The organism is Tumebacillus lacus (assembly GCF_026410385.1).
Classification (GTDB): Bacteria; Bacillota; Bacilli; order Tumebacillales; family Tumebacillaceae; genus Tumebacillus; species Tumebacillus lacus.
In genome coordinates this window covers 453,260-466,851 of the sequence record NZ_JAPMLT010000001.1, presented here as the reverse complement: position 1 = coordinate 466,851, position 13,592 = coordinate 453,260, and the positions used below count along the sequence as shown (strand labels likewise).

The following is a 13,592-nucleotide window of genomic DNA, read 5'->3' as shown; positions in this document are numbered from 1 at the left end:
TGTATCATACCTCACCTTATTTTTCCCCAATCTTCGACGAGATATTTTTTCGAAGGTTGGGACAGGAATCAAAGGGGAAAATGTCGAAGAGAGTCGACTCCTGTATTCTGGATGTATAGCCATCTCTAGCAAGCGAGGAGGTACCCGACTCTTGTCTATTAAAAGGAAACTGGCGATCATTTTCTCGATCATCATCTCCTCGATCTTATTGATAAACAGCACGTTGCATTACGTGTCGACCAGCGAGATGCTGGTCAATGACCAGATCAAACAGATGGAAGCGACCGCCGATGAGATCCGCGTCGCCGTCGAACATTCCGAACTCAGTCAGCAGTACGCCGAGGATCTGCTCGGCGAACAACTGCGCCTCGCAGCCATCGCCGCGCTGAACTCGCTCGACAAAGACGCGGCGGGCGTCACCAACGAACAGTTGTCCCGGTTGGCCGAGCAACTCGGCGTCTCGCATATCACCTTGTTCCAGCGAATCGGCGACGACATCGTCGGAGTCAAATCATCCGATCCGCATGAGGTCAATCTCAGCACCAAGGAATGGGGATATTGGTACACCGCCTTCAACCAACTGTTGGACCAAGGCCATGTGACGATCCCCGAGGGGCAAAAACTGCCGCACTTTTGGTCCGGTCCCATCGGCGTGTCGTCCTCCGACCCCGATCATATCGACAAATGGGGCTATTACTACGACGGCACAACCAACTACATCATCGACCCGTACTTCCGGGACATCTACCAATTCAAGCGCTTCGAGGAGAGCACCGGACCGAAAGCCATCGTCGAGGAGACGGTGCTCAAACGCCCCTCCCTGCTGGAGATCACCGCGTTCAATCCCACCGCATTCGGCGAGGAACCGATCGTCACCAAACTGGACGGCAACGAGTACATCGACTTGGAAAATCGCCCGATTCGATTTGGCGACTATACCTACGCACAGGAGGAGCGCGACGTCGACTCGGTCCGCAAGGCGGCCAGAAGCCGGGAAATCGTCTCCTATAAAGCGGAGTTGAACGGCAGCACCGTCCTGAAAACGTTCGTGCCGGTGGAAGCCGTTCGCCCGTACGTGATCGGGTTGGTCACCGATTATCAAGTGATCCAAGACGTGCTGAACCGTCAGCTGCTGACCAACACGTTGATCTCCATCGGACTGATCCTGTTCGTCTTTTTTGGCAGTTCGTTCATCGCCGGATACACGGTCCGTCCCGTGCAGCTCATCCTGCGCAAAGTCGACGAGATGGCGAAAGGCCATCTGGAAGTCCGCATCCCGCTCGACTCTCAGGATGAATTGGGCCAGCTGGCAAACGGCATCAATGCGATGTCACAAAACTTGCAGGTCTACACCGAAGAGCTGCGGTCGCTGTTTGAACACAACTCATCGGCGATCTTCTCGCTCGATCTGAACGCGACCTGCCTGAACATCAACCCGATGGCGCAAAAGATCACCGGCTACCTCGCAGAAGAAGTGCGCGGCCGCTCGTTCCTGGACTTTGTCGCCGAAAAGGAAATGCACAAGGCTGTTGCGCAGATGGAAGAAGTGAAAAAAGGGGAGTGGCGCTCTTTTGAACTGTTCCTCCTGCAAAAAGACGGGCATCAGATCGAGGTCAATATCAAAAGCGTGCCGATCGTCGTCAGCGAGCGGATCGTCGGATTTTACCTGATTGCCCGTGACGTCACCGAGAGCAAAAAGACGGAAGAGTTGCTCCGCAAATCGGACAAGCTCGCCGTCGTCGGCCAGCTCGCCGCAGGAGTCGCCCACGAGATACGCAATCCGCTGACGGCGATCAAAGGGTTTGTCCAATTGATCGCCAAAAGCGAAGGGGCAAAAAAAGAGTACGTGGAGATCATGCTCTCCGAACTGGACCGGATCGAATTGATCATCCACGAGTTTCTTGTGCTGGCCAAACCGCAGGCGGTAAACTACCAGCAAAAAAATCTGCTCCACCTGCTGCAAAACATCATCGCCATCGTCGAAACGCAGGCGATCATGAACAACGTCCAGATCCTGCTGACGGCCGATGCGGACATCCCGTCTATCGAGTGCGAAGAAAATCAGCTCAAACAGGTGTTCATCAACGTCCTGAAAAACGCGCTCGAAGCCATGCCGGACGGTGGCCAGATCACGATCTTCGTCCTGCGTGCCGACGAGGACCGCGTGTTGATCCGCTTTGTCGACGAAGGCGTCGGCATCCCGGACGAGCGCATCCCAAAGCTCGGCGAGCCGTTCTACACCACCAAAGAGAAGGGAACGGGCCTCGGTCTGATGATCTCCTACAAGATCATCAACGAGCACAAAGGCGAACTCAGTGTCTCCTCGCAAGTCAACGTCGGAACGACGGTCGATGTCGTGTTGCCGATTGACCGAAAGTTGAAATAAGAAATAAGAAACTGGAAACAAGAAAAAGCATCCGAACCTATGCGGTCGGATGCTTTTTTTGTTGGGCGTAGAGATCGAACAGGTGGCGCTCTTGCTCGGGGGTCAGACCGGACGTCATCATCCGCTCGCTCACTTCGCGATCCCAGGCATACGTGTCACGCAGCGTCTCTGCCAGCGGGCGCAGGGTGAGACCTTGATCCAGTGCTTTTTGCGAAGAAATGGTGTTGTAGTAGTTGGTGTCCTCCGGGACGAGCAGGAGGGAGTTGATCGGCGAGAGGCCCATCTTTTCAAACATCTGCTCTTGCAAAAACGCCTCGTCGACCCATGTGAACGTTGCGTCGCCGCCGGTGACCGCTGTGCAGAGCTGCAGGAAATCGGCCATCGTGAGGTCTTCGGCCGGGCCGCTGACGTTGTAGATGCCCGCCTGCTGGCGTTCGATCATGCGAATCGCAAACGAGGCGAGGTCGCGGGCGTCGATAAACTGCACGCGGCGGTCCGGTCGACCGGGGGCGAGCACCTCGCCGCCTTGGGCGATCCGGCGCGGCCAGGCGGGCAGGCGGTCGGTGTAGTCGTGCGGGCCCACAAGGATGCCGGGGCGCAGCACCAGCGTGCGACCGGGGAAATGCTCTTCGATCACGCGTTCACAGGCGACTTTGAGCGGTCCGTAGGCGCGCAGGTTGCGCTCTTCCCCGATCCCCTCCGGCAGCGGGGCGAGGGGCGCGTCTTCGTCGAGGTCCCGGTCGAGAAAACCGCCGTACACCGCGACCGTGGAGATAAACGTATAGTGACCGACCGCGCCGCGGAGCAGTTCCGCCGTCGCTTCGGCAATGCGGGGGAAGTAGGCGCTGACGTCGATCACCGCATCCCACTCGCGCCCTTGCAACGCGCTCAGGTCGCCGTCGCGGTCGCCGCGCAGATGCTCCGCCTGCGGAAACAGGCCGCTGCCGCTCTTACCGCGATTGAACAGGGTGACTTGGTGTCCGCGTGCCAAGGCCGCTTCGACGAGATGACGGCCGACAAACATCGTACCGCCGAGAATGAGGATTTTCATGGGCGAACCTCCTGGATCTTTTTTCTATCCGTTTCATTCGTGTTGTAGGGTGTGAACTCCTTTTTCAAAAGTGAAAGGAACCTTTGTGCCCGCGAAAATTGACCGATAATGATGAATAATGCGGATAATCTTAAAGGAATAATCCTTTTGCCACTAGATTTCTGTAAGGTACAGATACTATACTGATAAAAAGATTTAAATAATCATGATTTTTAGAAACGAGAATCTATGAAGTGATCATTCGTATTATTTTTATGTAAAGGGTTTGAAAAAATTCAGTTAGAAAATTTTCCTGGAGGTGGAAAGTTTTATGTTTGTGCCATCAACAGCTTCGAGGACGTTGCTTGAGCTGTTGCGGGAACGGGCGTTCGAACAGCCGGACCGCAGAGCGTATACCTGTTGGAGTGAAGAAGAGGAACGGCACTTGACATACGCCGACGTGGATCGGCGCGCACGTGCGATAGCGGCGTTGCTGCAACAGCGGGCGATGCCGGGGGAGCGGGCGTTGCTTTTGTATCCGCCGGGGATCGACTATCTGGTTGCCTTTTTTGGCTGTCTGTATGCCGGGGTGCTGGCCGTGCCGGCCTATCCGCCGAGGCTCAACGGCAACTTGGACCGGCTGTTGGCGGTCGTCGACGACTGCGAGGCGACGCTGGCGTTGACAACGGCCGAGATCCGGACCGGGATCGAGCGGCGGTTTGCCGACGCGGCCGGGCTGGCTCGCTTGCAATGGGTGGCGACTGAAGCGATGGATGAAGCGCAGGAGGAGGCGTTGGCTGCGGCGTGGCAGGCACCGGAGGTCGAGGAAGAGACGCTGGCGTTTCTCCAATACACGTCCGGATCGACCGGCACGCCCAAAGGCGTGATGCTCAGCCATGGCAACTTGATCGACAACCTCGGCTTGATCGAACGCGCATTTGGCACGAGCGCTGACAGCGAAGGGGTGATCTGGCTGCCCCCGTATCACGACATGGGGCTGATCGGCGGGATCTTGCAGCCGCTGTTTACCGGCTACCCGATGACGCTGATGGCCCCGGTCGACTTTATCACCAAGCCGTTGCGCTGGCTGCAGGCGATCTCGCGCACCGGGGCGACGGTGAGCGGCGGGCCGAACTTTGCGTACGACCTCTGTGTGCAGAAGATCTCGCCCGATCAGATGGCCGGGCTGGACCTCAGCCGCTGGGACACGGCGTTTACCGGAGCGGAGCCGATTCGGGCACAGACGCTGGAGCGGTTTGCGGCGCATTTTGCTTCGTGCGGGTTTCGCAAGGAGGCGTTTTATCCGTGCTACGGACTGGCGGAAGGGACGCTGTTTGTCACAGGCGGCCGCAAGGGACAAGCTCCCGCAGAGCGGACGTTTGACGAGACGGCGTTGGCAGAAGGCCGAGCGGTCGCGCAGGACGGCGGCCGCACGCTCGTTTCGTCCGGACGCGTCGGCTCGCACAGCCAGCTCGTCGAGATCATCGATCCGGCGAGCGGCAGGCAGGCGGCGACGGGGCAGGTCGGCGAGATCTGGGCGATGTCGCCGAGCGTCGCAAAAGGGTATTGGCAGCGCGAGGGCCTGACAGAGGAGACGTTCCGCGCGTTTCGCACCGACAATGGAGCCGGGCCGTATCTGCGAACGGGTGACCTTGGGTTTCTGCTGGACGGGGAGCTGTATGTCACCGGTCGGCTGAAAGACCTGATCATCATCCGCGGCCGCAACCACTACCCGCAGGATATCGAGTACACCGTCCAGCAGAGCCACCCGGCGTTGCGACCGGACACGGGAGCCGCCGTCGCCGTCGAGGAGGGCGGGGAGGAGCGGCTGGTGATCGTGCAGGAAGTCGAGCGGGCGTACCGCAAAGGCAACCTCGCCGAAGTGGCGGAAGCGATCCGGCGTGCGGTGTCGGAGCGGCACGAGCTGCAGGTGCACGCCGTCGTGCTGATCAAACCGGCGAGCATCCCCAAGACCTCCAGCGGCAAAATCCAGCGGCATGCCTGCCGGGATCGCTTCCTCGACGGCAGCTTGGATGAGTTGCATCGGGACATGGTCGGAGGAGCGACTTCGGTCGAGGAGGAAGGAGGGGCTTCGCAATCCCTGCATCAGGCGGACGTTTTGCTGGAGCGAACGGCTCAGATTTTAAAAGTGCCCTCTGCGCAGATTCAGTTTGACACCCCGCTCCAAGCCTACGGGCTGGACTCGCTGATGGCGGTCGAGCTGAAAAATGAAGTCGAGGCGCAGTTTGGAGTCGACATCCCGTTCGCCCAACTGCTGGACGGACTTTCGCTCGCCGATTTGGCACGAGTGATCGCCGATTCGGGAACGACGGCGGGCGTTGAGCGGGTGGAACGACCGTCTTCATGCGAAACGACCGGCGATGCGCCGCTCTCGTACGGTCAACGCTCGCTCTGGTTCTTGCAACGAGTCGCACCGGACAGCGCGGCCTATCACATCGCCCGCGCTGCACGTTGGAGCGGGGAGCTGGAAGTCGAGGCGTTGCGCGCTTCTTTTGACATCCTTGTCAAACGTCACGCCGCGTTGCGCACGTCCTTCCCGCTGATTGACGGCGAGCCGGTTCAGCGCCTTCACGAGCCAGGAGCGCTCGATTTTACAGTCGAGGATGCAGCTCCTTGGTCGGAGGAGCAACTGCGGGCACGGCTTCTGGAGGAGAGCCATCGTCCGTTTGATTTGGAAAAGGGTCCGCTGCTGCGGCTGCGTGTGTACCGGCGTGCGGCGGGGGAGCACCTCCTGCTCCTGACCGTGCATCACATCATCGCCGACTTCTGGTCGCTCGGTCTGCTCGTGCAGGAGTTGCAGACGATCTATCCGGCGGTACGCGACGAGCGGCCTTACGAATTGCCCCGGACAACGACCACCACGTTGGATCACGCACGGGCGCAAGAGGCACTGCTCAGCGGACCGCTCGGTGACCGGCTCTGGTCGTATTGGCAGAAGCAGCTCTCCGGCGCGCTGCCGGTGCTCCAGCTCCCGACCGACCGTCCGAGACCGCCGATACAGACCTACCGTGGTGCGGCGGAGTCCTTCCGCTTGGACGGAGCGCTGACGGAGCGCTTGAAACAACTGGCGCAGTCACAGGGGACGACGCTTTTTACGCTTCTTCTGGCTGCCTACCAAGTGCTTCTGCACCGCTATACAGGCCAAGACGACCTTCTGGTCGGTTCGCCGACCGTCGGACGTCGTGCGGGAGATGCCCATGTGTTTGGCTACTTCGTCAACCCGGTGGTGTTGCGCGCCCGTTTTGATCGAGGGGAGACGTTTTCTGACTTCCTCGCCCGGACCAAGCAGACGGTGCTCGATGCGCTCGACCACCAAGACGATCCGTTCGCCCGGCTGGTCGAACGCCTGCAGCCGCAGCGCGACCTGAGCTATCCTCCGCTCCTGCAAGCGATGTTTGTCCTGCAACGCTCGCACGCCCTCGATGACGCCGGTCTGAGCGCCTTTGCTCTCGGCGAGGACGAGGCGCAGCTCGCGGGGGCGTTGCCGCTCACCGCGTATCGGTTGGAACAACGTGCCGCCCAGTTTGATCTCACGCTGTCTGCGGCTGAGTCGGCAGGCGGGCTGATCGCGTCGTTTGAGTACAACACCGATCTCTTCGACAGCAGCACCATCGAGCGGATGGGCGAGCAGTTTCAGATTCTTGTGCAAGGCATCGCACAAACGCCCGACGCCCAAGTGGCCGACCTGCCGCTGTTGAGCGAGACCGAACGCCACCGCCTGTTGCACGGGTGGAACGACACCGTCCGCGACTATCCGCGCGACCGGACGGTGCACAGCCTGTTTGCGGAGCAGGCCGCCCGCACGCCGGATGCGACGGCGCTGGTGTTTGGCGAACAGACCCTGACCTATGCCGCGCTTAACCGACGGGCCAACCAACTGGCGCACCGTCTGCGGCGGCAGGGGATCGAGCCAGGGCAATTCGTCGCCGTGTCGCTCGAACGCTCCTTGGAGCTGATCGTCGGCATCCTCGGCATTTTAAAAGCGGGTGCCGTCTATGTTCCGGTCGATGCTTCCTACCCGGATGAGCGCATCGAGTACATGCTGGCCGACGCCGCCGCACCTCTTCTGCTCACCCAGCAGAGCCTGCGCGGAAGATTTGCCGGACAGCGGGCGGATGTGCTCTGCCTCGACAGCGACTGGAAGTGGATCGCAGAGGAGAGCGAGACAGACCTTCCTTGCGAACGGACGGCCGACAGCCTGGCCTACGTCATCTACACGTCCGGCTCCACCGGGCAGCCCAAAGGCACCTGCATCCCGCATCGCGGCATCGTGCGGCTCGTCCGGAACAATCCGTTCGTCGATTTTGCATCGGACGACGTGTACCTGCAGTTCTCGCCGATCTCGTTCGATGCGGCGACGTTCGAGATCTGGGGCAGCCTGCTCAACGGCGGTCGGTTGGCGATCTTCCCGCCGCAACAGCTGACGGCGGAGGAACTGGTTCGCCAACTGACCCTTCACCGCGTCACGACGATCTTCTGCACGACTACGTTGTTTAATCAATTGGTCGAGCATCACCTCGACGGCCTGCACACCCTGCGTCACCTGTTGATTGGGGGCGAAGCGATGTCGGCCGCTCCTGTCAAAAAAGCGCGGCAAGCCCTGCCGAACTGCCGCATCGCCAACGCCTACGGGCCGACGGAAAGCACCACGTTTGCCAGCATCCAGACGGTTCCGGAGCCGGAGCAGATCGGCACCAGCGTGCCCATCGGCCACCCGATTGCCAACACGCAGCTCTACATCCTCGACGGCCGCTTGCAGCCGGTCCCGGTCGGTGTGCCGGGCGAGTTGTACATCGGTGGCGACGGTTTGGCCACCGGGTATCTGAACCGCCCGGAGCTGACAGCCGAACGATTTATTGAAAATCCGTTCCCGGACACGCCGGGCACACGCCTCTACAAGACAGGCGATCTCGTGCGCCGGTTGCCGGACGGCGCAGTCGACTATCTCGGCCGCCTCGACCATCAAGTCAAGATCCGCGGCTTCCGCATCGAACTGGGCGAGATCGAATCCGCCTTGGAAGCGCACCCTTCGTTGGCCGCGTCTGCCGTGCTCTGCCGCGAGGATCAGCCTGGCGACAAGCGCATCGTCGCGTACTACGTCCCGGCCGCCGGGCAGCAGGCGAGCGGCGGGCTGCTGCGCACCTATTTAAAAGAACATCTCCCCGAATACATGATCCCGAGCGCCTTCGTGGAACTGGAAGCTCTGCCGCTCTCCCCGAGCGGCAAGGTCGACCGGAAGGCCTTGCCGCAACCGGCGGGCCTGCGCGATCTGGAGACGGCCTACGTCGCCCCCAAGACCGAACTGGAGCGGGGGATCGTCAGCGTCTGGCAGGAGGTGCTCGGCGTTGACCGCGTCGGGCTGCACGACAACTTCTTCGACCTCGGCGGGCATTCGATGTCGGTCGTCACCGCGCACAGCAAGATTCAGCAGGTGACCGGGCGCGAGTTCACCGTCGTCGAGATGTTCCGCCACCCGACCGTCGCCGCGCTGACCGCCTACCTTGGAGCGGAGGCACCGGCCAAAAAAGACCTCGGTCAGGTCCAAGATCTGGCCCGCCAAAAACGGGATGCGTTGAACCGTCAAAAGCAACTGCGCAAAGACAGGAGGAAATAATCATGAGCCAATTTGATGAAAAGGACGAAACCTTGCAAGGCATCGCCATCGTCGGTCTGTCCGGCCGTTTTCCCGGTGCCAAAAACACGGCCGAGTTTTGGCAGAATCTGATCGGCGGCGCGGAGTCGATTGAGGTCTTCAGTGAGGAAGACCTCACCGAGTCGACCGTCGACCGCACCCATCCCGATTACATCCCGGCCGGAGCGGTGCTGGAGGATGCGGACACGTTTGACGCACCGTTTTTTGACTTTCTCCCGAGCGAAGCAGAGATCACCGACCCGCAGCAGCGCCTGTTCCTCGAATGTTCGTGGGAAGCGCTCGAAGACGCGGGCTACGACTCGAAAAAATACGACGGTCGCATCGGCGTCTTTGGCGGCGTCGGCCGCAACACGTACGTCAACCGCCTCTATGCCAATCCCGACCTGATCGCAGCGGTCGGCCAGTACCCGGCAGCCGTCGGCAACGACGCTGATTTCCTCGCCACCCGCGTCGCCTACAAGCTCAACCTGCGCGGCCCGGCGATCACCGTGCAGACCGCCTGCTCGACGTCGCTGGTCTCCGTGCACCTCGCCTGCCAGAGCTTGCTCACGTACGAGTGCGATATGGCGTTGGCCGGAGGGGCTGCGGTCAAAACGCCGCAAAAAGAAGGCTACATTCACCAAGAAGGCGGCATCTTCTCCAAAGACGGTCACTGCCGCGCCTTCGATGAAAACTCCAGCGGCACCGTGCTTGGCAACGGCGTCGGGCTCGTCCTGCTCAAACGCCTCGAAGACGCGGTCGCGGACGGCGACCACGTGTACGCTGTGATCAAAGGTTCGGCGATCAACAACGACGGCGCGGCCAAGGTCGGATTTACCGCACCGAGCGTCGAACGCCAAGCGGACGTGATCGCCGACGCACTCGCCTTGGCCGACATCGATCCGGCGACGATCTCCTATGTGGAAACGCACGGCACCGGCACCGCCCTCGGCGATCCGATTGAGATCTCTGCTTTGACGGAAGCCTACCGCCTGCACACCGAGGAGAGCGGGTACTGCGCGATCGGATCGGTGAAAACCAACATCGGCCATCTCGACACCGCCGCAGGGGTGACGGGGTTGATCAAAACAGCACTGTCCCTCCACCACAGACAACTGCCGCCAACCCTGCACTATCAAGCGGCCAATCCGAAGATCGATTTTGCGAACAGCCCGTTCTATGTCAACGTCGAGCTGCGCGATTGGAAAGCAGGCGAACACCCGCGCCGCGCCGGGGTCAGCTCCTTCGGCATGGGCGGCACCAACGCCCACGCGGTGTTGGAAGAAGCGCCGCTCTTGGAAAAGGCGGGGGAGAGCCGCTCGAACCACCTGCTCGTGTTGTCGGCCAAGACGGCGACCGCTCTGGATGCGATCACCGACAACCTCGCGACCTATTTCGAACAGCGTCCGCAGGCAGACCTCGCCGACGCCGCCTACACGCTGCAAGTCGGCCGTCGCGAATTCCATCACCGCCGCACCGTCGTCGCCGCTGACGGGGCAGAGGCCGCCCGCTTGCTTCGCGAACGCCCGCAGGCCCGCGAGGCGGCAGGGGAGAGCACGCCGCTTCTCTTCGTCTTCTCCGGCCAAGGCTCGCAATACATCGGCATGGCCCGCGACCTCTATGACACCGAGCGGACGTTCCGCGAGACGGTCGACCGCTGCGCCGACCTGCTCCGGCCGCACCTCGGGCGGAACCTGCTCGACCTGATCTACCCGGCAGAAGAAACGGCGGACGAAGCCCGCGACCTGCTCAACCAGACCCGCTACACCCAACCGGCGCTGTTCGTCATCGAATACGCCCTCGCGACCCAACTGCTCGCCTGGGGCATGCAACCGGCCGCGATGTTCGGCCACTCCATCGGCGAATACGTCGCCGCTACCCTCGCCGGCGTCATCGCCCTCGAAGACGCTCTGCCGCTCGTTGCCGCACGCGGCCGTCTGATGCAGGAGATGCCGGTCGGTTCGATGCTCGCCGTCCAACTCAGCGAGGACCAAGCCTCGAAGTATTTGACCCCTGAGATCTCCATCGCAGGCATCAACGGCCCCCATTCGGTCGTCCTCGCCGGACCGACCGATGCCATCGCCGCCCTAGAGCAGGAACTGGTGAAACAGAACGTGCTCGTCCGCGCCCTTCAAACTTCGCACGCGTTCCACTCGGCGATGATGGAGCCGGTGCTCGCCCGCTTTGAGGAACTGGTCGGCCGAATCGAACTGCAAGCTCCCTCGATGCCGTATCTCTCCAACGTCAGCGGCACGTGGATCACCGTCGCCGAAGCGACCGACCCGGCCTACTACAGCCGCCATCTGCGCGAGGCGGTCCGCTTTGCCGACAACGTCCGCACCGCGCTGACCGAACACCCGCAGGCTGTCGTGCTGGAAGTCGGTCCCGGCCGCTCGCTGAGCACCTTGATCCGTCAGCAGATCCAGGCGGAGGGGATCGAGGCGGCCGTGCTGTCGACCACCCGCCACCCGGATGAAAAACAGCCGGACGACGCGTTTCTGCTCACCGCCGTCGGCCAGCTCTGGGGATTCGGCGTCGGCATCGACTTCCTGCGCTTTAACGAAGGGTCGGCGGTACGCCGGGTCTCCTTGCCGACCTATCCGTTCGAGCGTCGCCGCTATTACCTGAAACCGGGTCAACTCGTCATCCAGTCTGCGAAAAAGGGACGCCAGCGCGACCTCGCCGATTGGTTCTCGATCCCGGCTTGGAGCCAGACACCGCCTTTGTTCCCGCAGGAAACGGCGACGGGGCAGAGCTTCTTGCTGATTCACGACGACAGCGAGTTCGGCGAGTCGCTCGCTCAGCGTTTCCGCGCGGTCGGGCATGAGGTCATCACGGCACGCACCGATGCAGACTACGGTGACATTTTCAAACAGGGCGTTCCGTCGCACATCGTCCATCTAGGAGGTCTGCTCGCAGGCGGGGAGGAGATCGACGCGCAAACCGCCCAAGAGCGCGGCTTCTACAGCCTGCTGTCGCTGGCTCAAGCCCTCGGTGCGATCCAGCATGCGGAAATCACACAGCTCACCCTGCTCACCAACAACCTGCAAGCGGTGACCTCCGAACCGATCCTGCAACCGGCGCGGGCGACGATCCTCGGGGCGGCGAAAGTCATCCCGCAAGAGTATGAACACCTGACCAGCCGCGTCCTCGACATCGAGCTCCCGGTGGCCGGTTCGTGGCACGAAGCGCGTGTGCTCGACCAGATCATCGCCGAGATCTCGGAGCAGCGCGATGATTTCCTCGTGGCGTATCGCGGGGCGCACCGGTTTGTCCAAACCTTTGAAAAAGCCAAACTGACCGAGTCCAAGCAAGCCGCGTTCCGCACCGGCGGCACCTACCTGATCACCGGGGCCACCGACACGCTCGGACTTCTGCTCGCCGAACACCTCGCGACCGAGGCGCATGCGAAACTCATCCTGCTGGCCCGCCCCGATTTCCCGGCGCGTTCCGAATGGGCCGACTGGCTCGCGGCACACGCAGCGCACGCAGAGGATGACTCCCGCACCGACGCGATCCGCCGGCTGCAAGCTCTCTTAGAGCAGGGGATCGAGATCCTGTTCGCCCCCGTCGACCTGACCGACCGCACGCAGATCTCGCAGGTGCTCGCCGATGCAAGGGACGCATTTGGCGATCTGCACGGCGTCCTGCACGCGGACGAAACGGTCGGCAACGGCCTGACCCAACTCAAGACCCGCGACGCGGTCGAAGCGGTCCTGCAGCCGAAATTGTACGGCACCCTCGCCTTGGCAGCGGCGTGCGCAGATCTCGAGCTGGACGTGTTCGCCGTCTTTTCCCGGATGTTGGCGGTGACCGGCGGATTTGGCCAGACCGACAACGCGGCGGTCAGCGCCTTCCTCGACGCATTTGCCGCCGAACGGGCGGGGCAGGGCGGTGCCGCGCAGACGCTCGTGCTCGATTTTGGCATGTGGCAGTTTGACGCGCTCCCGGACGGTCCGATGATCCCGGCCGAGCTCAAGGCGCAATTTGCCAATCTGCAATCCGCATACGGCCTCACCTTCGAAGAGGGGATGAGCGCGTTTGCCCGCGCCTTGCACAGCCGTCTGCCGCAGGTGATCGTCTCGGCGCAGGAGTTGTCCGAGGTGATCGCCGAACTGAGCGAACTCACGCCGTCCCGCTTCCTGAACAGCCTGCAAGGCAACCGCCCGACGCTCGATGCCAACCGGGAGTACATCGCCCCGAGCACCGAGATCGAGCGGCAGGTCGCCGGATTCTGGGAGGAACTGTTCGGCATGGAGCAGATCAGCATTCACGACAACTTCTTTGAACTGGGCGGCAACTCGCTGCTCGGCGTCCAACTGGTCAACCGCGTCCGCAACGCGTTCGACGTCGACCTGCCGATGAGCGTGCTGTTTGAAGGCGGCACCGTCGCGGGGCTCTCGGCCTACATCGCGGGCAACCAGCTCAATGAAGAAGAGATGGTTGAGATCGAGCGCATGCTGGCCGAGATCGAAGCTCTCTCCGCCGATGAAGCGGCGAGCAAACTGGGAGGGGTCTAAGCC

4 protein-coding genes are annotated in these 13,592 nt (G+C 61.7%); 3 read left to right on the top strand and 1 reads right to left on the bottom strand.

Annotation, left to right across the window (positions count from 1 at the left end):
* Positions 1 to 151 precede the first annotated feature (151 nt).
* Positions 152 to 2,386: an ATP-binding protein gene (locus tag OS242_RS02325; protein ID WP_267150045.1), complete on the top strand. Its 2,235-nt coding sequence runs from the start codon at positions 152 to 154 to the stop codon at positions 2,384 to 2,386.
* Positions 2,387 to 2,423: 37 nt separating this feature from the next.
* Here OS242_RS02325 and OS242_RS02320 read toward each other — a convergent pair whose 3' ends face one another.
* The gene (locus tag OS242_RS02320) at positions 2,424 to 3,437 is read right to left on the bottom strand and encodes an SDR family oxidoreductase (RefSeq protein WP_267150044.1); all 1,014 of its coding nucleotides are present in this window, start codon (positions 3,435 to 3,437) and stop codon (positions 2,424 to 2,426) included.
* A 310-nt stretch (positions 3,438 to 3,747) separates the two neighbouring features.
* Here OS242_RS02320 and OS242_RS02315 point away from each other — a divergent pair, with 310 nt between their 5' ends.
* Positions 3,748 to 9,051 carry a non-ribosomal peptide synthetase gene (locus OS242_RS02315; RefSeq protein WP_267150043.1) on the top strand — a complete coding sequence of 1,768 codons (5,304 nt, stop codon included), beginning with the start codon at positions 3,748 to 3,750 and terminating at the stop codon, positions 9,049 to 9,051.
* A 2-nt stretch (positions 9,052 to 9,053) separates the two neighbouring features.
* Entirely contained in the window at positions 9,054 to 13,589 is a 4,536-nt protein-coding gene (locus OS242_RS02310) for a type I polyketide synthase (RefSeq protein ID WP_267150042.1), read from the top strand.
* The last annotated feature ends 3 nt before the right edge of the window (positions 13,590 to 13,592 follow it).

Excerpts from the sequence above, each read along its gene's own strand:
- OS242_RS02315 (WP_267150043.1), top strand. The coding sequence starts at position 3,748 with ATGTTTGTGCCATCAACAGCTTCGAGGACGTTGCTTGAGCTGTTGCGG.
- OS242_RS02320 (WP_267150044.1), bottom strand. The coding sequence starts at position 3,437 with ATGAAAATCCTCATTCTCGGCGGTACGATGTTTGTCGGCCGTCATCTC.
- OS242_RS02310 (WP_267150042.1), top strand. The coding sequence starts at position 9,054 with ATGAGCCAATTTGATGAAAAGGACGAAACCTTGCAAGGCATCGCCATC.